Below are 20,385 nucleotides of genomic sequence, written 5' to 3' on the forward strand. Positions count from 1 at the left end.
GTATATTCATAAAAAAAGAGAAATAGATTTCATCTATTTCTCTTTTTTGTTTTAGCTAAAGATGATTATTTCTTTATCGCATTCAGCACAGCATAAGCCGCCTTAATGCGTTCTTCGTTTGGAATACGTTTATTGGTTAACATGACTAAACCAATATTCTCTTTAGGAATAAATACAACGTATGTTCCGAAGCCATTGGTTGAACCAGTTTTGTGAAACATTTTAACTGAAGGTTCTTTAGAAATAGCAGTGACTTTATTAGGCTTCATCACAATCTGGTCAGAATTACTGTCTAATAAAGTTTGTAAGGTTGCAGGGTAAGAAAACTCTTCCCAACCAAGCGCCTGATACATGGTACCTACTTGATAGAAACCTTGATGTGTCTCATTAATTGCACGTTGAATATCAGCAGGATATTGCTGCGGGTTCAGGTTGGCATGAACAAACCCCAACATGTCTGGAAGAGTCGATTTAACGCCGTAAGCTGGACCATCTAAGGGACCAGGGTTGACTCGAATCGGCTGATTTTGTTGGTTATAGCCAAATGCATAATGTTGCATTTGAGTTTTAGGTACATTGACATAACTATGTTTTAAGCCAAGGTCTGGAAAAATGGTTTTTTCTAAAACCTGACTAAAAGGCTGATTCATTGACAAGCTTACAACTTTTCCAAATAGGCCAATACTTGGGTTAGAATATTGTCTATATTCACCAATTGGATTTTTAGGCTTCCAGTCTTTGAAAAAAGTTAAAACTTGTTGGTCTGTTTGTACTTCATCTGGAAACTGTAGCGCAAGATTACCACTGGTATAAGTAGCAAGTTGAAGTAAATTGACCTGATCAATCGGAGTGTTTTTTAGCTCTTTCCAGTATTTACTTGGCTTATCTTCAAAAGAGATTTTTCCCTTATTTTTAGCATAAGCACCTGCTGTAGCGGTAAATAGTTTACTAACAGAACCTAGCTCAAAAATGGTACTGCTATTCACAGCTTTTTTATCTTGAACAGATTGAAGGCCATAATACATTTCATATTTTTTATTGTTTTGAATAACACCTACTGCCATACCCGGCACATTATATTTTTCTAATAACGGTTTAAAGTTTTGATCTACAAGTTGTTTAATTTGTTGGTCTTTAGCAGTATTACCTGCATAAATTGAAGTATTCAAAATAACAAGAGAAGGTAAAAGTAAGTAAGAAATTTTTTTAAGTCGCATGATTAACTCATAAATTATCTAAAAAGAAAGATGCGAGCTTTTATAACAAAAATCACCTAATTTAACTGTTATGTTTTATAGGTTAAGTGATTTAACTAGATATAAAAAAGCCCAACTTCGTCGGGCTCTTATTTTGGTAGTAAATCCAAATTAGTAACTTTCTGGTACTGCACTTAAAAATTCACGACGTGCTTCTTTGTCAGTTTTAAAATCTCCGACAAATGAAACTGTACGGGTTGTAGACTCTTGTTTACCTACACCACGCATCATCATACACATATGTGCAGAGTCAATTACGACAGCAACACCGCGAGCACCAGTCACTTCAGCCACAGCTTCAGCAATTTGCTGAGTTAGATTTTCCTGAATTTGCAAACGACGAGCAAACATCTCGGTAATACGTGCAAATTTAGATAAGCCAAGAACTTTGCCTTCTGGTAAATAGGCAACATGAACACGGCCATAGAATGGAAGGAGGTGATGTTCGCAAAGCGAATAAAATTCAATATTTTTCACCAATACCATTTCATGGTTATCTGATGGGAAAACAGCATTATTGGTGACTTCTTCTAAAGTTTTACTATAGCCAGAAGTTAAATATGAAAAAGCTTTAGCCGCACGCACAGGCGTATCTTTAAGGCCGGGACGATTAAGGTCTTCACCGACGGCAGTCAGAATGTTTGCGTACGATTGCTGCATTGACATAAGGCGTATAAATTTACTCTATTAGACAAGCTCGGCATTGTATCAGAAACATGACCTGATGTTCATAACTCGTCGCACTATATTTATCCTGTTCGGCACGCATTAGATAAATGGTGAATAAATTTCATGTTTTTTATCGTTAATAGTCAAGTATTTGAACATGAAATGTGCGACTAATACAGTTAAGTTATAAATGATCGCCTCATGGCATCATATTTGCAAATATGCCGTACTATAGAGCATAAGGATAAAAAATGTCAGAACGTCCAATTACCTTTTTTTTTCGTGGCAGTCAGCAACAAGTAGAAAATGTATTACCCACCATGACGGTCTTACAATTTCTCCGAGAATATACCCAAACTGGTAAGACTCGTCAGACTGGTACAAAAGAGGGCTGTGCTGAGGGCGATTGTGGTGCATGTACAGTAGTGATTGGTGAGTTGATTAATGACAACCTGCAATTACGGAGCGTGAATGCCTGTATTCAGTTTTTAGCGACTTTAGATGGTAAAGCTTTATTTACAGTAGAAGATCTTCATAATTTATTACCTACACAAGCTGGGACATTGCATCCTGTACAACAGGCAATGGTGGATATGCATGGCTCACAATGTGGTTTTTGCACGCCCGGTTTTATTATGTCGTTATGGGCAATGTATGAAAATGAGCAAGAACCACCAAGCAAAGATAAAATCAGTGATTATCTTTCTGGAAATTTGTGCCGCTGTACGGGCTATCGACCTATTTTAGATGCAGCAAAAAAAGCATATGACTATCCGCGTGTTCAATTAGAACGTCAAAAAGTACTTAATGTATTAAAAGACATTCAAGCATTACCAGCATTGCATTTAAATCATCATGTTCAGCAATTTTTTGCACCCAAAACTTTGCGGGATTTTGCCGCTCTACGTTTACAGTTGCCACAAGCCCGTATTGTTGCAGGTAGTACAGATGTTGGTTTGTGGGTCACAAAGCAGGGCCGTGATTTAGGAGATATGCTTTATATCGGTCAGGTGGAAGAACTGAAAAAGATCGCAGTCAAAGACCATGCTTTAACAATTGGGGCCAATGTCAGTTTGAGTGATGCACTCATCAAAATTTCAGAGTTTTATACTGACTTTCAAGAATTACAGCGCCGTTTTGCTTCCATGCCTATTAAAAATGCTGGAACTTTAGGTGGAAATATTGCCAATGGTTCGCCGATTGGCGATTCAATGCCAGCATTAATTACGCTAGGTACACGCTTAATTTTGCGCTTAGGTGAACAGACTCGTGAAATTGGACTGGAAGACTTTTATTTAGATTATCAAAAAACAGCATTACAGCTTGGTGAGTTTGTAGAGTCGATTGTTATTCCACTTCGTGAAGGGCAGCCACGTTTTAAATTTGCCAGCTATAAAATTGCTAAACGTTTTGAACAAGATATTTCTGCGGTATGTGCGGCTATTTCATGCGAGTTAGATACTCATCATGTCGCTCACAATGTCAGAATTGCTTTTGGTGGCATGGCTGCTATTCCCAAACGCGCAAAGTATGCAGAAGCTATATTAGAAGGCCAACAACTTACAGCAGAATTGATAGCTAAGGCACAGGAGGCATTGTCGCAAGACTATCAACCTTTAGATGATGGACGGGCTAGCTCGGCATATCGTTTATACGTCGCGAAAAACTGCGTACAGCGTTTCTATGTAGAAAAAATCCTGTCTCAAATGATCACTCGTGTGAATGACTTGATTGCTATGGTGGAGATCTGACATGAATCAAACCATTAACTTAAGCATTTCTAAAAAATCAGCTAAAGCTGGCGACTCGATTCCACACGAGAGTGCCCACTTACATGTAACGGGGCAGGCAACATATATTGATGATTTACCTGAGCTTGAAAATACCATGCATCTAGCTGTCGGATTTTCAAGTTGTGCAAAAGGCAAAATTAGTAATTTTGATTTGGATGCAGTACGTCAGGCCGATGGTGTGCATGCAGTTTTTTCGGCAAAGGATATTGATGTTGAAAATAATTGGGGACCCATTGTTAAAGATGATCCAATTTTTGCCGAAGATCAGGTTGAATTTTATGGACAAGCCCTGTTTGTGGTTGTTGCTGACAGTTATCAGCAAGCCCGTCAGGCAGTTCGCTTAGCAAAAATTGAATATGTGGCCGAAACTCCAATTTTAACCATTCAAGATGCGATTGAAAAAGAATCGTGGGTGTTACCACCTGTTAAATTTAGTCATGGTGAAGTTGAACAGGCATTTCAAAATGCATCACATCATCTTTCAGGTGCTATTGAGCTGGGTGGGCAAGAGCATTTTTATTTAGAAGGTCAGATTTCCTATGCGATTCCACAAGAGAATCAGAGCTTAAAAGTCTATTGCTCAACGCAACATCCAACCGAAATGCAGCTACTGATTTGTCATGCATTAGGCATGAATATGCATCAGGTGAGTGTGGAAAGCCGCCGTATGGGTGGTGGTTTTGGTGGTAAAGAGTCGCAGTCGGCGCAGTGGGCATGCATTGCATCTTTGGCAGCACAAAAAACAGGCCGTCCGTGTAAATTACGCTTAGATCGTGATGATGATATGAGCGCTACAGGTAAACGTCACGGTTTTGCCTATGAGTGGTCTGTAGCCTTTGATGACAGTGGTGTTCTGCAAGGCTTAAAGGTGCAACTGGCTTCAAACTGCGGTTTTTCGGCTGATCTTTCTGGGCCAGTAAATGAACGAGCAATTTGCCATATTGGCAACGCTTATTATTTAAATGCAGTTGAGCTACGTAACTTACGTTGTAAAACCAATACTGTTTCTAATACGGCATATCGTGGTTTTGGTGGGCCGCAAGGCATGTTTGTCATTGAAAATATTATTGATGACATTGCTCGTTATTTAGGTTGTGACCCAGTTGAAATTCGTCAACGTAATTTCTTTGCCGAGCAGCCCGGTGCTGGACGTGACCGTATGCACTATGGGGCAGAAGTCCGTGATAATGTTGCGCCAAAATTAGTAGCTGAATTATTGCAAAGTAGTGATTATGCGAAACGCAAACAGCGCATTCATACTTTTAATCAGAACAATGACATCATTAAACGTGGTATTGCGTTAACCCCATTAATGTTCGGTATTTCGTTTAATGCTGTACATTACAATCAGGCGGGTGCACTGGTCTATGTGTATATGGATGGTACTGTTTCTATTACCCATGGCGGTACAGAAATGGGACAGGGTTTATATACCAAAGTACGTCAGGTTGCTGCGCATGAGCTGGGTCTACCAATCGATAGTGTTCGCTTAATTGCAACGGATACTTCTCGTGTGCCAAATACTTCGGCAACTGCAGCATCGAGTGGAGCAGATTTAAATGGTAAAGCTGTGCAAAATGCCTGTATTAAAATTCGTGAGCGTCTGGCAAAACTTGCAGCAGAAATAAGTCAAAGTGCTGCTCATCAAGTCCAGTTTGAAGATAGTATGGTTTCAACAGCAAATGGTCATTCATGGACTTTTCCTGATTTGGTTCAACGGGCATATATGGCGCGTGTACAACTATGGGACAGCGGTTTTTATAAAACGCCTGAAATTCACTATGATCAGGTCAACCATTTAGGACGTCCTTTTTTCTATTATGCCTATGGTGCAGCGGTCAGTGAGGTCGCAATAGATACGCTAACTGGGGAAATGAAAGTATTACGTGCCGATATTTTGCATGATGTCGGGCAGTCAATTAACCCAGCAATTGATATTGGGCAAATTGAAGGTGGTTTTGTACAAGGGATGGGATGGCTCACGACAGAAGAGTTGTATTGGCAGCCGCAGGGGCCACACATAGGCCGTTTGTTTACCCATGCGCCTTCAACTTATAAAATCCCGACCAGTGTAGACATTCCTCATATTTTTAATGTCAAACTGTTTGATAACCAAAATCAGGCAGACACCATCTATCGCTCAAAAGCGGTAGGCGAACCTCCATTCATGTTGGCATTATCAGTGTTCTCTGCAATTCGTCAGGCAGTACAGGCGGCTATTCCAGAAAAAGCACCGCTCGTACTCAATGCTCCAGCAACTGCCGAAGAAATTTTACGCGCGATTGCGATTGGACGCGGACAAGCTTTGGCTGACCGCCCACAAGCTAAAATGTAGAAGATTATGCAATATTTACAATGGTGGACTGATTTTGTGACGTGGCAAGTCGAAGCTCTGCCTATGGTATTGGTCACAGTGGTACGTGCAAATGGTTCAACACCACGAGAAGTGGGTGCAACCATGTTATTGCGGTTTAATTTTCAACAGCAATGGCAGCAGTCAGATACGATTGGTGGCGGGCATCTAGAGTTTCAGGCCATTGAAATTGCTAAAGCAATATTAAGTGAAATGGAAACTTGCGTGAGGCGTATTGAACGCTTTAACCTCAGTGCTCGGCTAGGGCAGTGTTGTGGCGGAGTGATGTGGTTATTATTTGAAAAAATATCACCCGCTGCGATCGCATCGGATTTATCTGAGATTTTGCAAGCATGGCGAGCTGGTCAGCGTATAGGGCGTAAGGTCTCACATCAATATGTGTCCACTTGGCAGACTATGGATATACAACAACAACCAAGTTTCGAGTTTCATTCTGGCAGCAGCGAAGAATGGCAATTTAGCCAGCAGATAAAACCTTATGCTATGCAAGTGCTGATTTGTGGCGCCGGGCATGTGGGTGAAGCAATTGTTCGTTGTTTATTGCCTATTGGAGTTCGGGTGAAATGGATTGATCCGCGTGATGATATTTTTCCATCCGATTTACTGCAACAGGTACAATGTATAACGACTGATACCTTAGACGCCGAGATCGAGCAATTTGATCGTTCGGGGGCAATTTTAATTTTAACGCACGATCATCAACTAGATTTGCAATTGTGTTTTACAGCCTTAAAACCTACGGCGAAACCATTTGCTTATGTCGGAATGATTGGTTCAAAAAGTAAAAGAGCTATTTTTGAAAAGCGTATGCAAGTACGTGGTTATACCCCAGAAACATTACAACGTTTGGTTTGCCCGATCGGGGTAGAAGGAATTTCATCGAAACAACCTGCAATGATTGCCATTGCAGTAGTTGCTCAATTATTGCAGGTGTTTGATGTAAAAAAATGATCCCAAAGGATCATTTTTTTTGTTCGAACTTTGGATTTTTTTCTGCGCGTTTAAGCAGCACGAGAACTGCACCTGTGCCACCTTGATTTTCTGGAGCACTTACAAAAGCTAAAACATCACGATGCTGGCGTAACCATCCGTTGACATAGGTTTTTAAGACCGCTTCTGGGCCTTTACCATGCACAATTTTAATGACATTTTGATTTTCATCTTTTGCCATCTGGATAATTTGTAAAACTGCGTCACGCGCTTGTTCAATGGTACAGCCGTGTAGATCTACAGCTTCAAACCAACGCATCTTGCCTGCTTTTAAGTCTTCAAACACCTTATGTTGAAGTGTTGCAATGCGATAGCTTAATGAAGCTTGGCTTGCGACTGGATTTAAAGCAGCTTGAGTGTCTGACAATTCAGCATGTTCGGTATCACGGCCACCTTCGGCAGCTGCACGTTTAGCTAGTGTTTGTGCATCGACTTTTTTGGCACGAGGTGGTTTGACATTAGCCACATTACTATTGTTGATGCGTTTAACACCTGCAACAGCTTGTTGAAACAAATGTGTATCTTCCAATTCTTCAGGCTCAGCCTGAGATTTTTTAGTCTCAGGCTGATTTGCGATTTTGCTTGAATGAGGATTGGAGATTTGCTTTTTAAATTGCTTCAATAATTTTTGTTGCTCTTTAGAAAGCGATGAATCTTTATTACTCATATATCTTCATTAAACCGTTTGAGGTTGTCCAAAAAGAGCAGTAAAAGCTTGATCTGGACGTGGTTGTTTCATAAAACTTTCGCCGACCAAGAAGCTGTGAATATCATGCTCTTGCATCATATGCACATCGTCTGGCGTCGCAATACCGCTTTCAGTAATTAATAAACGTGAGGCTGGAAGTAATTTTTTCAATCGGATAGACGTATTTAAATCTACATCAAACGTTTTTAAATTACGGTTATTCACACCTAATAAACATTGTTCAGAAAGCTTTAACGCGCGTTCCATTTCTTCTTCGTCATGAACTTCAACCAATACATCTAGTTGATGTTCAAACGCAGTTTTTGACATTTCTTCGAGTTGCTGGTCAGATAAACAAGCAACGATTAATAAAATACAGTCAGCATGCAAAGCACGTGCTTCAACTACATTGTATGGGTCAACCAAGAAGTCTTTACGTAAAGCAGGCAAAGCACAATGATTGCGAGCAATCGCAATATTTTCATCTGCACCCTGAAAGAAATCAACATCAGTCAGTACCGATAAACAGGCAGCTCCAGCTTGTTCATATTGCTGGGCAATTTCAGCAGGATTAAAGTCTGCGCGAATAACTCCTTTTGATGGAGATGCTTTTTTAATTTCAGCAATCACCCCCGGACGTTTATGTTGTAAAGCATTTGCAAAGCCACGTATTGGAGTCGCAGCTTTTGCTAATTCTTCAACGTCTTGCAAATTACGTTGTTTTAATCGCGCAGCAAGTTCCTCATGTTTACGGTCAACAATTTTACCTAAAATGGTATTTTGAATATTAATCATGAGAAATCCTTAATCTGCCTGACATTGTTTTAATGTTTTGGTAAATTCAGCCAAAACACTCATTTTTTCTAAAGCTTGTCCGCCGTAAATAATATCTTGAGCGAAGGTAACAGCCTGAGCATAAGTTTTGGTAATACCCGCCACATAAATTCCTGCGCCTGCATTAAGCGCAATCATATTTGCTGCTTTTTCACCAATATCAGTTTTATTTTTACCCAATGCATCTTTAATCAGCTTTAAGCTGGAAGCAGCATCCGCAACCACTAAACCGTTTAAAGTTTGTGACTCAATTCCGACATCTTCAGGGGTAAGTGTCCATTCAGTAATTTCACCGTCTTTGAGTTCAGCAACAGTTGTCGGCGCTGCAAGGCTAATTTCATCAAGCCCATCTCTTGAATGAACCACCATCACATGTTCAGCACCAAGTTGCTTCATCACTTCGGCAATTGGATGACAAAGTTCATCTGAAAATACCCCAATCACAAAACGCTTTACACCAGCCGGATTCGTAAGCGGGCCAAGTAAATTAAAGATACTGCGAACACCAAGCTCTCGACGTGGTCCAACAGCATATTTCATTGCTTTGTGGTGGTTTGGAGCAAATAAAAACCCTACACCCATCTCACGGATGCAGCGTTCAGTTTGTTGCATGTCTAAATCAAGATTAATACCTGCTTGCTCAAGTAGGTCAGATGAACCTGATTTGCTTGAAACGCCACGGTTACCATGTTTGGCAATGGTTGCACCTGCCGCCGCAATTACAAAGCTCGAAGCGGTAGAGACATTAAATAAGTTTTGACCATCGCCACCCGTGCCGACAATGTCAACTAAATATTTGATATCACTGACATCAATTTTGATGGCAAATTCACGCATGACACGTGCAGCAGCAGTAATTTCGTCAATACTTTCACCTTTCATGCGAAGGCCCATCATCAAAGCACCAATTTGTGCTTCGGTTGCCTCACCCTGCATGATGCTACGCATAATGTCTTCCATTTGCGGCTGAGTCAGGTGAATATTTTTTGTTATATGGTTAAGTGCTTGTTGAATATTCATAGGGATCACTTATGCATAAATATCTAAAAAGTTTTTAAAGATTTGATGGCCATGTTGACTCAAGATTGATTCAGGATGGAACTGCACGCCCTCAACAGGCAATGTCTTATGTTTAACACCCATAATTTCTTCCATTGAGCCATCTGCTTCATTAGTCCAGCACGTTACTTCAAGGCAGTCAGGCAGAGTTTGCTGATCGATCACCAATGAATGATAACGAGTTGCCGAGAATGGGATAGGGAGATTACTGAAAATACCTTTATTGCTATGGTACATATCAGATAAACGTCCATGCATCACTGTTTTGGCTCTTACAATGTTTCCGCCAAAAGCTTGCCCAATACTTTGATGTCCTAAACACACGCCAAGCAAAGGAATTTTTCCAGCAAAGTGGTTAATTGCAGGAATTGAAATACCAGCTTCACTTGGGGAGCAAGGACCAGGACCAATAACCAGATATTTAGGTTGCCATCGTTCAATATCCTCTAATGTGACTTGATCATTGCGAACTACTTTTACTTCCTGATTCAACTCGCCAAAATACTGGACGATGTTGTAGGTAAAAGAGTCGTAATTGTCGATCATTAGAAGCATTTTAGATTCAACTCGCTAATAAATAAGGGGATTCTATTTTGATGTGGTTTTGATACTCAATTTGGTACTCAGGATTGCTAAAGTACTCATGTATAAAATAAAGCCACCATCAATAGATAGCTACTATATCAGAATTTTTATATTCTTCGACTTTATCTTTTACATAGAAGTATACCAAAATAAGTACTTCTAAATTAGATGTTTAGTCATTTAAACATAGTAGATGAAATTAAAAGCAGATTTTCAATATGTAAAGCAAGCCTTTGACCTGTCTGACACGAATGTAATTATAGATCAAATGAGGTAGTGATCCATTAAAGGTAATATATGATGTTAAATAAACAAGGTACCATAATAAAACTTATTATTAGCTTTTTCTTTCTCTTAACAGGATGCAACTTATCTGCTAAAACTAACATGTCTCCAAAGAAAATCTATGAGCTGGATTTAACCGATCAGGGAATTAGTCCTGAAGGTGGTGGGATTGAATTGAAAAAAGAGAAAAATTATTGTTCTCTTATATTGAGTCTTTATGGAGAATCTGGACAAGAAAAATATAAGTTCAATTTTAAGAAGGATAATTTGATTAATACAAATTATTTAAAATATAGATATAAGAATGGTTTGATAGAAACTAATGATGACTTGGATGATCTTATTGCTGATGATAGTAAAAAATCAAATAAAGGTGATATGGAATTAATAGCTAATAAGTCATTTGTTGGAAACAGAGACAGACAAATTACAAAAAAGTTTGAACTCTATAAGAAAAAAGTTCCTAAAATTCTATTAGACAGAAACTGTAACTAAATCAAAAATAATAAACGGATTAGAATAAGTATTTAGTATGGTTTTTGATTATTCACATATCTTATAGGATTTAAATCAAAGCCTTGACTCTTTCAAGGCTTTGATTTAATGCTATTAAATATTTAAATCTTACGTGTGTTATAAATTAGCCAATCTAAAACATCGCCAGACACGTGTTCAGCTAGTCTTTCTTGAACAGTTTGATGGTAACCATTTAACCAATCTTTCTCTTCATTCGTTAGCAGATCAATAACGATACAATCTAAATGAATCGGGCAAAGGGTTAGTGTTTCAAACTCTAAAAATTCACCGTAAGTTTTTTCAAATCCAGAGTGGAGACGGTTTGCAACGAGGTTTTCAATACGAATACCGTATTGTCCCTCATGGTATAAGCCCGGCTCGTTAGAAATAATCATTCCTTTACGCAACTTACTATAGGCATGAATAGGCGCGTAATAAGAAAGCACTTGCGGACCTTCATGAACGTTAAGTGCAAAGCCTACGCCGTGGCCTGTTCCATGTCGATAATCTAAACCATGTTGCCATAAAGTATTACGACAAATTGAATCGAGTAGCGGTGCAGCTAAACTTTCTGGATAAATCGTTTTTGCCAAAGCAATGTGACATTTTAAAACCAGAGTATAGTCACGTTTTTGTTGCTCTGTTGGCGTGCCTACAGGAACAACACGAGTAATATCGGTTGTTCCATCAACATATTGCCCGCCAGAGTCAATCAGTAACAGACCATCACCTTCAATAAATGAATAGTGCTCTTCAGTTGCACGGTAGTGGGGTAGAGCACCATTAGCATTAAAGCCAGCAATCGTTGAAAAACTCGGCCCTATAAATCCATCTTGCTGCGCACGGAAAGCTGTAATCTTTTCATCAATAGTGAGTTCTGAAATGCTTTCACCATGATGAAGTGCTTTTTCCAACCAGTGAAAAAAGTGACATAGTGCAACCCCATCTTTCACCATGGCGTGACGGATATGAGCTATCTCACTTTCATGTTTACGCGATTTAAAAAGTGTACTTGGGTTGATGTCGTAGACAATCCGAATATCTTTTGCGATGGCTTGTTCATGAAAAACCGATACTTTGGCTGGATCTAAAAGTACCGAGACATCTGAAATATTCGCTAAAAACTGAGTCGTATCTTGGTAGTTACGAATCTCAATGCCATCTGCTTTGAAAGCTTGTTGAGTGGTTGAATCAGCTTTGTTGCTATCAACAAATAAAACAGCTTGTTGAGCACTGATATATAAATGCGAAAGGAATACTGGGTTATATTCTACATCTTGCCCGCGTGCATTTAAGACCCATGCAATATCATCTAAAGATGAAATAAAATGACCCGCAATATTCTTGCTATGTAAAGTTTCACGAATAGCCTGAATTTTCTCTTTACGAGATAGTGCATTTAAGTCTTCGGGCATTAAATGAATCTGCTCTGAAGGAAGTTCAGGGCGGTTGGACCAGATTGAACCGATTAAATCTTGGTGTGTTTCAAGTATAAAACCGCGTTGTTTTGCTGTAGCTTCTAAAGCCTTAAATTGCTGGATTGAAAGCGTTTGACCGTTTACTGAAATAACCGAACTAGTTGATAAGTTTTTCTCAATCCATGCAAGATGTGTTGAAGACTCATCACTGGTCAGCTTTTGTAATTGAAATCCAGTTCCAGCGAGTTGTTGTTCGGCTTGCACCCAATAGCGACCATCAGCCCACAGTCCAGCAAAGTTTTGGGTCACAACTAAGGTGCCAACAGAGCCACTAAAACCGCTTAACCACTGCCTTGCTTTCCAGTAGTCAGGTAAATACTCTGACATATGAGGATCTGCACTCATAACAATCAAAGCATCAACGTGTTGAGTGGTCATGAGTTCACGAAGTTTTGCTAGTTTTTCTGGAACAGTTAAGTCGGTCATATCGTTTCCAAATTAGGTTGAACTTTGTTGCTAGTTTTATTCATTAATTTATTCAGGGGTTTCTTTAATAAAAATAACACGATTGCGCCAATAACCAACGCCAATACGCAGCGCATAAATAAACTAGGTAAATGTTCGATCGCGTCTGCTGAAACTTGTCCGCCAATTAGACCTGCCATGAGATTACCTAAAGCAGTACCTGTAAACCATAGTCCCATAATTTGCCCACGAATTACATTTGGTGCAAGTTTGGTCATGGTCGATAAACCAATCGGACTTAGGCAGAGTTCTCCTAGTGTAAGTAAAAATAAACTGCCTACAATCCAAAACGGCGAAACCAAACCATCACTAATCGCAAAACGGCTAGCAAACGACATTACTAAAAATCCGCCTGCCGCAAGTAAAAGCGCAATAATAAATTTTGAAATGTAATTGGGGTCTTTATTCGATTTGCCTAGTTTTGCCCACAGCCATGCGGCAATTGGGGCAAAAATAATGATAAAAAAGGCATTAATAGACTGGAACCATACGGTTGGAATTTCAAAGCCTAAAACATTGCGGTTTGTATAGTCCTGAGCAAATAAATTAAAAGATGTTGGCTTTTGTTCAAAAGCAGACCAAAAAAGAGCGGAAGTGATCAATAGTACAAAACAAATAATAATTTTAAATTTGTCGTTTTGATCTAAATTAAGGAAAAGCAATAAATAAGCAAAGTAAGCAATAATTCCTAGGCCAATTCCTATGGTTAAGTAGGTTGCTACCACGACTGGGTTAATGTGGATAATCCCAAGCAAAGTTAACGCAATAATCATCGCAACTACGAATAAAAAACTAAATACAATTTTGGGTGCACTTTTATTATCTACAACAGGTTTATTACAGGTGTTGGTTTCCTGACGTAACTCATTAAAAGTTTGAAGTTGCGGGAGTGCAAAAAAGCGGAAAATTAATAAAGCAATTAACATCCCGATGCCACCAATACCAAAGCCTAAATGCCAGCCATGATTTTGTACCAACAGTCCCGTTATGAGTGGGGCAATAAAAGACCCCATGTTAATTCCCATGTAAAAAATAGAAAAACCTGCATCACGCCTTGCGTCATGAGTTTTATATAGTGTTCCTACAATCACTGAAATACAGGTTTTAAATAATCCGGTACCTAAAACAATCAGTACTAAACCTAAGTAAAAGAAAGACTGATTAAACAGAGAGCTAAGTGCAATTGATAAATGACCTAAGGCAATAATAATTGATCCATACCAGACAGCACGTGCTTGCCCTAACCAGTTATCTGCAACCCATCCACCAAAGACGGTCATTAAATACATTGAACCTGCAAATAACCCAACAATAGCGGCAGCCGTTGGTCGGTCGAGTGCTAGGCCACCCTCATTGACCATAGCAATCATGTAGAGAATAAGTAAAGGCTGGATACCATAATAAGAAAACCTTTCCCAAAGCTCTGTAAAAAATAAGCCTTGTAGCGGTTTAGGATGACCAAAAAATGCTTTATCTGGCTGTTTAAGTTCATGTTTCATTATTCAAATCCTTGAATGATTTTCTGTTTTTTTATAAACATAACTTTTAGTTTGATTATTTATAACCAAAATTTATATTTTATTTTTTAGTTATTTTTAATAATAAAAGCAAATTTACCTTGTATAAAAAAAGTGAATGAAAAAGAACATGAATAGTGGAGTTAGTTATTAGGTGTTAATTATGATCAGTGTTCATTTGCTGAATCAAAGAACTGTATAGTGCTGAAATGAAAGATAAGAATTCATAAAAATGAAAACTATTTATAAGATTGTAGGTAAACAACAGAAAGATTATTTGGATTACTTAATGAGTTAGCTTGACTCATTTAAGCATCGTAAAAATGAGTGAGATCTGTGACTTTAAGACCCGTAAAATTTTTTGTGTAATCTGATAACAATCTCAACATTATATATAAGAAAGTATTATGATCAGAAATGACTGTTAGAAATTGATGCAGTGGGTTATATCAGTGCAACAATTTTGCACTAAATTAGGGCAATAATGAGCTGTTTAAATATGCCATAATTTGAAAATGTGTGAATATGGTGCATTTGCACAAGCAAACAGTATAATGGGTTCAAGACAAGGGGCCTAAATCATGAATAGATATAAGTAATTCAATGTTTTAGGTAAGTCTTATGAAGTTGGTATGAGAATTGCTTAATAAATACCAGCAACTAACACGCACTTAACAAGTGCAACAAAATTTCATTGGAGCAAAATGAGCATGGCGAACAAGGTCCTTCAACTCATACAAGAAAGTGGCGCAAAATGGGTCGATTTTCGCTTTACTGATACTAAGGGTAAAGAACAGCACGTAACTTACCCAGCTGATTCTATTGATGAAGATACTTTTGAAGACGGTAAAATGTTTGATGGTTCTTCAATCGCTGGTTGGAAAGGCATTGAAGCGTCTGACATGATCTTACGTCCAGATGCAGAAACTGGTTTCATCGACCCGTTCTTTGCTGAACCAACTGTAGTTGTGACTTGTGACGTTATTGAACCTTCAACTGGTCAAGGTTATGAGCGTGACCCACGTTCGATTGCTCGCCGTGCAGAAGAATACTTAAAATCTACAGGTATCGGTGATACTGCATTCTTCGGTCCAGAACCAGAATTCTTTGTATTTGACGAAGTGAAGTGGGACATCGATATGTCTGGCGCTCGTCATACATTAATCGCTGAAGAAGCTGCTTGGTCTACTGGTAACAGCTATGAGTCTGGTAACTCTGGTCACCGTCCACGTGTGAAAGGCGGTTACTTCCCAGTTCCTCCAGTTGATTCTTCACAAGATATGCGTGCAGAAATGTGTGCAAAAATCGAAGACATCATGGGTCCAGGTCGTGTAGAAGTACATCACCACGAAGTTGCTTCTTGTCAGTTAGAAATTGGTGTGAGCTTCAATACTCTTGTTCGTAAAGCTGACGAAGTTCAACAGTTCAAATATGCTGTTTGGAACGTTGCACATCAATATGCAAAAACAGCTACGTTTATGCCTAAACCAATGGTAGGTGATAACGGTTCTGGTATGCACGTTCACATGTCTATCTCTAAAGATGGCAAGAACTTGTTTGCTGGTGATGAATATGCAGGCCTTTCAGAAATGGCGTTGTACTTCATCGGTGGTATCATCAAGCACGCTCGTGCATTGAATGCAATCACAAACCCATCTACAAACTCGTACAAGCGTTTGGTTCCTCACTTCGAAGCACCAATTATGCTTGCTTACTCAGCACGTAACCGTTCTGCGTCTATCCGTATTCCATACGTTTCTAGCCCTAAAGGTAAGCGTATCGAAGCTCGTTTCCCAGACCCAATGATGAACCCGTACTTAGGTTTCGCTGCATTGTTAATGGCTGGTATCGACGGTATCCAAAACAAGATCCATCCGGGCGAAGCTGCTGACAAGAACTTGTATGATCTTCCTCCAGAAGAAGAAGCAAAAATCCCAACAGTTGCTCATAGCTTAGATATGGCTCTTGAAGCACTTCAAGCAGATCACGAATTCTTGTTAAAAGGCGGCGTGTTCACTAAAGAAATGCTTGATGCATACATCGAACTTAAAACTGAAGATGTACGTCGTCTTAACACGACTACTCACCCAGTTGAATTCGATATGTACTACAGCTTGTAATACGTATTTCGTAAAAAAGCCTGCTTATGCAGGCTTTTTTATTGCTTGGAATGTTGATTGAATTCTCTACGTTTTTTATCAAAAAATTGGGGTAAACTAGGTGCGAGTTTTCATGTGAGCAGATTATGCGTAAACGTCAACCAGTACTTAAACAGGAACAATTTTTAAATCCTGCATTGAAAACATGGTTGTATGCGTCTGGTTCTCTGACACAACAATTGACTGAACTTGGCGGTGGACAGTTCAGCGTAAAACCTTTCAAAGAACATTTTCAACGGTTAACTTTTGCAGACAGTCAATGGATGAATATGCCTCATACCCACACTTCATGGGTGAGGGAAACTTATTTATATGGTTGTGAAGTAGAGCCGTGGGTTAAAGCAAAAAGTATTTTTCCAATTCAAAGCTTACAAAAAAAAGCCCGTATATTTCAGCATATTGGTTCTAAACCGATAGGCCGGTTTTTATTTCAAAGAACAACTCCACTGTGTGATCGCCGTGTTATTCGCTTACCAGAAGGCTGGACGCGACAAAGTTGCTATACTTGGCATGGGTGTAAATTTATTGTTCAAGAAACATTCTTACCAGCTTTTGAAGCTTTTTTATATCAGCAGCACGACAAGGAATTACTATGACGACTGCAACAGGTACAACATGGCGTCAGCGTTTAGAAGCTTATTATTATCTATGTCGATTTGATAAGCCAATTGGAACCGAACTGGTGTTTTGGCCAACCATGTGGGCACTTTGGGTTGCATCAAAAGGAATACCTCATTTAGATATTCTATTCGTCATGATTTTAGGCGTCATTTTTATGCGCGCTGCTGGATGTGCTATTAATGACTTTGCTGATCGTAAAGTAGATGGTCATGTAGAGCGTACAAAAACACGTCCTTTAGCAACGGGTGTTATCCGTGCAAGGGAAGCTGTATATGTCTTCTTGGGCCTTGTTTTAGCAAGCGCATGTCTTTTGTTTTTTTTACCTATAGAAACTTTCTACTGGTCATTTGGAGCATTATTTTTAGCGTTTATTTATCCATTTATGAAACGCTATACCAACTTGCCACAGGTATTTTTAGGAGCGGCATTTTCATGGTCGATTCCTATGGCTTTTACTGCTGTAGGTAAAACTCCAGATCTAACTTGTTGGTTGCTCTATTTTGGAAATTTGGCTTGGACAGTGGCTTATGACACTCAATACGCAATTACAGACCGTGAATATGATTTAAAAATTGGCGTGAAATCTACCGCTATTCTTTTTGGGCGTTATGACATCCAAATTATTGCACTTTTACAAGTAGCCAGCCTTGTTTTGATTGGAAGCGCATTATATTTAGAAAATATTTTATTTCCATGGGCGATCATTGCTTTGGTTTTAGTGGCATTCGATTTTGTATATCAAACAATTAAAACCAAAGACCGCAATCCTCAGGTTTGTTTCTGGGCATTCCGTCACAATCGCTGGGTTGGATTAATCATTTTTCTAGGAATATTTTTAAATTTCATATAGTAAAAATGACCGTAAGGTTGAAAAGTGTTCTATGCAGAGCACTTTTTTTATGTCTTAATATTTGTGCATAAAAAATATGCGGAATAAATAACACATAAAAAGGATATTTTATGAAACGGTCAAACATTGCTTTAGCTATAACATTATCAGTTTCAGCATTATTTCTTACAGCGTGTAATGACAATAATGATGACTATATTGGTGTAAATCCTGATCAAACATATATTTCTGAGAAAACTTATTCTCAAGATAGTTTAAGCGGTGCCGCATCTATTAAAGTTATGACTTATAACATGGAGAATGTACAAGGCAAAACTGCTCAAGCAACAGCTCTTGTTATGTTCCCTAAAATTGCACAACCTAAAGATGGCTATCGGGTGGTGGTGTGGGAGCATGGAACAGTAGGTGTAGGAGATGGCTGCGCACCAAGCAATAATACAATTAATCCACGTTTCAAAATTTTAGCGGATACATTATTGGCAGCAGGCTATGTTGTGATTGCCCCAGATTATGAAGGTTTAGGTACGCGTGGAATGCATCCATACCTTAATTTGGGAAGTGAAGCTAAATCTGCAATTGCAGCAGTTAAAGCGGCAAAAGATCACTATGGTAATCAGCTAAACGGTGCATGGATGTCGATTGGGCAGTCTCAAGGTGGGCATGCTTCTCTAGGTACTGCGGAATTTGCAAATAACGACACCAACTATAAAGGTGCAGTTGCAACGGCACCAGCTTCTAGTCTTGGCTATATTATTTCTGTAGTTGCACCACAAGCAATTCAAGATATTCTTAAAAAAGAGCAAGCTGGTACAGCACCTATTGGTACGGCTGTCGAAGTTTATGCTGAGCTACTTGCATATGCTGCATATACCACAGTAGGTATTACGGCTTATGAGCCTAAATTTAATTATCGTGAGATTTTCCAACAAAGGTCACAAAGTATAGCTGAGTTCGCAGAAGGTACTACAGGCGAAAATGGTATGTGCTTAACCGATTTACATAATAAATTTGCGGCTGATATTCGTGATTATCTTGCGACTAATGCTGGTAAAATAGTTACAGATTATCCAGGTTTAGCGGGTAATTTCCAAGAAAATCCAACTGTGAAAAAATTCTTGGCTGATAACCAGCCTGCGACTAAAAAAATTAATTCACCTGTCATGATCGTTCAAGGTACTGCTGATATGGCTGTACCATATCCAGTTACAGATGCCTTGCAAAATGGTCTTAAAAAAATGGGAACTGATGTGACGTTTGTACCTGTTCTAGGGGCTGCTCACACTCAAGCGATTGTATGTAGAAATGCTGAAATTTATCAATTTGTTCAATCTAAGATGCCAGCTAAAACAAATATAGTGCTTGATCCATCGGTAATAGATGCTAGTAAAAATGTTGAATGTACAGGATTAGCACAATAAGTGTGTATTTAAAATATTCAAATTAAAAGGGTCCAAAAGAGGGCCCTTTTTGTTATATTGTTACGCATTCTGAAAATTGATACCGTTCGAGTTTAAAACACTTATGAGCCAGCAACCTGTTGAAAAAAAGTCTGTTCCTTGGTTATTAATGGGATTAGGTTTGCTTATTCCTTTTTTGATTATTGGGATACTTTTCTTTGCTGCAAAGAGTGATGCTAAGAATAAAAAGCAGTATGAGCAGCAACGTCTAGAAATGGAAAAAAGAATAGCGGAGAAAGAAGCTGCAGGTTCTGAAAAGAAATAATAGCAGTGCTGTTAATGAATATCCTTTTGTAGCTGGCGTACGCTAGGGATGCTTGTATAACGTTTTACGATATATCCTGCTTCTGTAAGCATTTGATCACGCATACGGTCTTCTTCTACTTTCTCAAGATGGGTAGGGTCGTCTAACTCAATGATTGCGATGACTTCCATTTTGTCGTTTAGCACAACAAAGTCGGTAACTTTACGGTTGAACTGACTACGAACCTTATAATCATTACTTGTAATCAAAGCACTAAAAGCCACTTGAGCTAAAACATGGTAACTAGGGAAACTCTGTTTCAAACGGATAAACATCTGAGTTTCAAAGTTAGTAATGACAGGGCGGGCAAAGAATTTTTGTTTTTGAAATAAATAGGGACGTAAACAAACGACAAGAAAAATGCAGGTGCTTAAGCAGCCTAAAACAATAAAAAATAAATGACTCGATTCGAACATGTGACAACATCATACAAATAAAAACCCACTCGTAATGAGTGGGTTTTTAAGAATCTTGGCTCTCCCACC

Annotated in this window: 17 protein-coding genes and 1 pseudogene; 9 read left to right on the plus strand and 9 right to left on the minus strand. The window is 38.9% G+C overall.

The annotated features are described in order from the left end of the window. Positions 1–65 precede the first annotated feature (65 nt). Both blaADC and folE read right to left on the minus strand, forming a co-directional pair. A complete protein-coding gene (gene blaADC, locus B554_RS0108680) occupies positions 66–1,217 on the minus strand; it encodes an ADC family extended-spectrum class C beta-lactamase (protein WP_019457756.1) in 1,152 nt (383 codons plus the stop codon). Between the two features lie 150 nt (positions 1,218–1,367). Continuing rightward, on the minus strand, positions 1,368–1,916 hold the full coding sequence (gene folE / locus B554_RS0108685) for a GTP cyclohydrolase I FolE (protein ID WP_001187844.1): 549 nt from the start codon (positions 1,914–1,916) through the stop codon (positions 1,368–1,370). Between the two features lie 260 nt (positions 1,917–2,176). Between folE and xdhA the strand changes: the two genes are divergently transcribed. Genes xdhA through xdhC form a run of 3 tightly spaced genes read left to right on the plus strand, consistent with a single transcriptional unit; the run spans position 2,177 to position 7,043 of the window. Continuing rightward, entirely contained in the window at positions 2,177–3,676 is a 1,500-nt protein-coding gene (xdhA, locus tag B554_RS0108690; protein ID WP_019457757.1) for a xanthine dehydrogenase small subunit, read from the plus strand. Between the two features lies 1 nt (position 3,677). Next, positions 3,678–6,053, plus strand: coding sequence for a xanthine dehydrogenase molybdopterin binding subunit (gene xdhB, locus B554_RS0108695; protein WP_019457758.1), 2,376 nt, complete (start codon positions 3,678–3,680; stop codon positions 6,051–6,053). Positions 6,054–6,059: 6 nt separating this feature from the next. Then, positions 6,060–7,043, plus strand: a complete 984-nt coding sequence (xdhC, locus tag B554_RS0108700) for a xanthine dehydrogenase accessory protein XdhC (protein ID WP_019457759.1) — start codon at positions 6,060–6,062, stop codon at positions 7,041–7,043. Between the two features lie 10 nt (positions 7,044–7,053). Here xdhC and B554_RS0108705 read toward each other — a convergent pair whose 3' ends face one another. The 4 genes from B554_RS0108705 to B554_RS0108720 are packed head-to-tail and all read right to left on the minus strand — an operon-like array spanning position 7,054 to position 10,218. Then, positions 7,054–7,749 (minus strand): Smr/MutS family protein, encoded by a 696-nt coding sequence (locus B554_RS0108705; RefSeq protein ID WP_019457760.1) that lies wholly within the window; start codon positions 7,747–7,749, stop codon positions 7,054–7,056. A 9-nt stretch (positions 7,750–7,758) separates the two neighbouring features. Beyond that, entirely contained in the window at positions 7,759–8,565 is an 807-nt protein-coding gene (trpC, locus tag B554_RS0108710; protein WP_019457761.1) for an indole-3-glycerol phosphate synthase TrpC, read from the minus strand. A 9-nt stretch (positions 8,566–8,574) separates the two neighbouring features. Beyond that, entirely contained in the window at positions 8,575–9,624 is a 1,050-nt protein-coding gene (gene trpD, locus B554_RS0108715) for an anthranilate phosphoribosyltransferase (protein WP_019457762.1), read from the minus strand. Between the two features lie 9 nt (positions 9,625–9,633). After that, positions 9,634–10,218 (minus strand): anthranilate synthase component II, encoded by a 585-nt coding sequence (locus B554_RS0108720; protein WP_019457763.1) that lies wholly within the window; start codon positions 10,216–10,218, stop codon positions 9,634–9,636. 330 nt (positions 10,219–10,548) lie between these two features. On the opposite strand from B554_RS0108720, the gene B554_RS0108725 reads away from it, so the two are divergent. Beyond that, complete coding sequence (locus B554_RS0108725) at positions 10,549–11,028, plus strand: hypothetical protein (RefSeq protein WP_019457764.1); 480 nt, start codon at positions 10,549–10,551, stop codon at positions 11,026–11,028. A 122-nt stretch (positions 11,029–11,150) separates the two neighbouring features. On the opposite strand, the gene B554_RS0108730 is transcribed toward B554_RS0108725, so the two are convergent. Both B554_RS0108730 and B554_RS0108735 read right to left on the minus strand, forming a co-directional pair. Further along, positions 11,151–12,953 carry an aminopeptidase P family protein gene (locus B554_RS0108730; RefSeq protein WP_019457765.1) on the minus strand — a complete coding sequence of 601 codons (1,803 nt, stop codon included), beginning with the start codon at positions 12,951–12,953 and terminating at the stop codon, positions 11,151–11,153. Next, positions 12,950–14,511, minus strand: a pseudogene (locus tag B554_RS0108735) (peptide MFS transporter). The gene B554_RS0108730 and the pseudogene B554_RS0108735 overlap by 4 nt, the downstream one beginning before the upstream one ends. Before the next feature lie 702 nt (positions 14,512–15,213). Between B554_RS0108735 and glnA the strand changes: the two are divergent. From glnA to B554_RS0108760, 5 genes are all read left to right on the plus strand, one after another. After that, entirely contained in the window at positions 15,214–16,629 is a 1,416-nt protein-coding gene (gene glnA, locus B554_RS0108740; protein ID WP_171057781.1) for a type I glutamate--ammonia ligase, read from the plus strand. A 125-nt stretch (positions 16,630–16,754) separates the two neighbouring features. Next, positions 16,755–17,264: a chorismate--pyruvate lyase family protein gene (locus B554_RS0108745; RefSeq protein WP_019457767.1), complete on the plus strand. Its 510-nt coding sequence runs from the start codon at positions 16,755–16,757 to the stop codon at positions 17,262–17,264. Then, positions 17,261–18,139 (plus strand): 4-hydroxybenzoate octaprenyltransferase, encoded by an 879-nt coding sequence (ubiA, locus tag B554_RS0108750; protein WP_019457768.1) that lies wholly within the window; start codon positions 17,261–17,263, stop codon positions 18,137–18,139. The genes B554_RS0108745 and ubiA overlap by 4 nt, the downstream gene beginning before the upstream one ends. Before the next feature lie 110 nt (positions 18,140–18,249). Further along, positions 18,250–19,557, plus strand: a complete 1,308-nt coding sequence (locus B554_RS0108755) for an alpha/beta hydrolase family protein (RefSeq protein ID WP_019457769.1) — start codon at positions 18,250–18,252, stop codon at positions 19,555–19,557. A 103-nt stretch (positions 19,558–19,660) separates the two neighbouring features. Continuing rightward, positions 19,661–19,861, plus strand: coding sequence for a hypothetical protein (locus B554_RS0108760; RefSeq protein ID WP_025465164.1), 201 nt, complete (start codon positions 19,661–19,663; stop codon positions 19,859–19,861). An 11-nt stretch (positions 19,862–19,872) separates the two neighbouring features. On the opposite strand, the gene B554_RS0108765 is transcribed toward B554_RS0108760, so the two are convergent. Next, complete coding sequence (locus B554_RS0108765; RefSeq protein WP_019457770.1) at positions 19,873–20,316, minus strand: DUF2726 domain-containing protein; 444 nt, start codon at positions 20,314–20,316, stop codon at positions 19,873–19,875. Positions 20,317–20,385 lie beyond the last annotated feature (69 nt).

The organism is Acinetobacter sp. GG2 (assembly GCF_000292385.1).
Lineage (GTDB): Bacteria > Pseudomonadota > Gammaproteobacteria > Pseudomonadales > Moraxellaceae > Acinetobacter > Acinetobacter seifertii.

Coding starts and splice junctions, on each gene's coding strand:
- xdhB (WP_019457758.1), top strand. CDS start 3,678: ATGAATCAAACCATTAACTTAAGCATTTCTAAAAAATCAGCTAAAGCT.
- B554_RS0108730 (WP_019457765.1), bottom strand. CDS start 12,953: ATGACCGACTTAACTGTTCCAGAAAAACTAGCAAAACTTCGTGAACTC.
- glnA (WP_171057781.1), top strand. CDS start 15,214: ATGAGCATGGCGAACAAGGTCCTTCAACTCATACAAGAAAGTGGCGCA.
- B554_RS0108765 (WP_019457770.1), bottom strand. CDS start 20,316: ATGTTCGAATCGAGTCATTTATTTTTTATTGTTTTAGGCTGCTTAAGC.
- B554_RS0108725 (WP_019457764.1), top strand. CDS start 10,549: ATGTTAAATAAACAAGGTACCATAATAAAACTTATTATTAGCTTTTTC.
- B554_RS0108760 (WP_025465164.1), top strand. CDS start 19,661: ATGAGCCAGCAACCTGTTGAAAAAAAGTCTGTTCCTTGGTTATTAATG.
- folE (WP_001187844.1), bottom strand. CDS start 1,916: ATGCAGCAATCGTACGCAAACATTCTGACTGCCGTCGGTGAAGACCTT.
- B554_RS0108745 (WP_019457767.1), top strand. CDS start 16,755: ATGCGTAAACGTCAACCAGTACTTAAACAGGAACAATTTTTAAATCCT.
- xdhC (WP_019457759.1), top strand. CDS start 6,060: ATGCAATATTTACAATGGTGGACTGATTTTGTGACGTGGCAAGTCGAA.
- blaADC (WP_019457756.1), bottom strand. CDS start 1,217: ATGCGACTTAAAAAAATTTCTTACTTACTTTTACCTTCTCTTGTTATT.
- trpC (WP_019457761.1), bottom strand. CDS start 8,565: ATGATTAATATTCAAAATACCATTTTAGGTAAAATTGTTGACCGTAAA.
- ubiA (WP_019457768.1), top strand. CDS start 17,261: ATGACGACTGCAACAGGTACAACATGGCGTCAGCGTTTAGAAGCTTAT.
- trpD (WP_019457762.1), bottom strand. CDS start 9,624: ATGAATATTCAACAAGCACTTAACCATATAACAAAAAATATTCACCTG.
- B554_RS0108755 (WP_019457769.1), top strand. CDS start 18,250: ATGAAACGGTCAAACATTGCTTTAGCTATAACATTATCAGTTTCAGCA.
- xdhA (WP_019457757.1), top strand. CDS start 2,177: ATGTCAGAACGTCCAATTACCTTTTTTTTTCGTGGCAGTCAGCAACAA.
- B554_RS0108720 (WP_019457763.1), bottom strand. CDS start 10,218: ATGCTTCTAATGATCGACAATTACGACTCTTTTACCTACAACATCGTC.
- B554_RS0108705 (WP_019457760.1), bottom strand. CDS start 7,749: ATGAGTAATAAAGATTCATCGCTTTCTAAAGAGCAACAAAAATTATTG.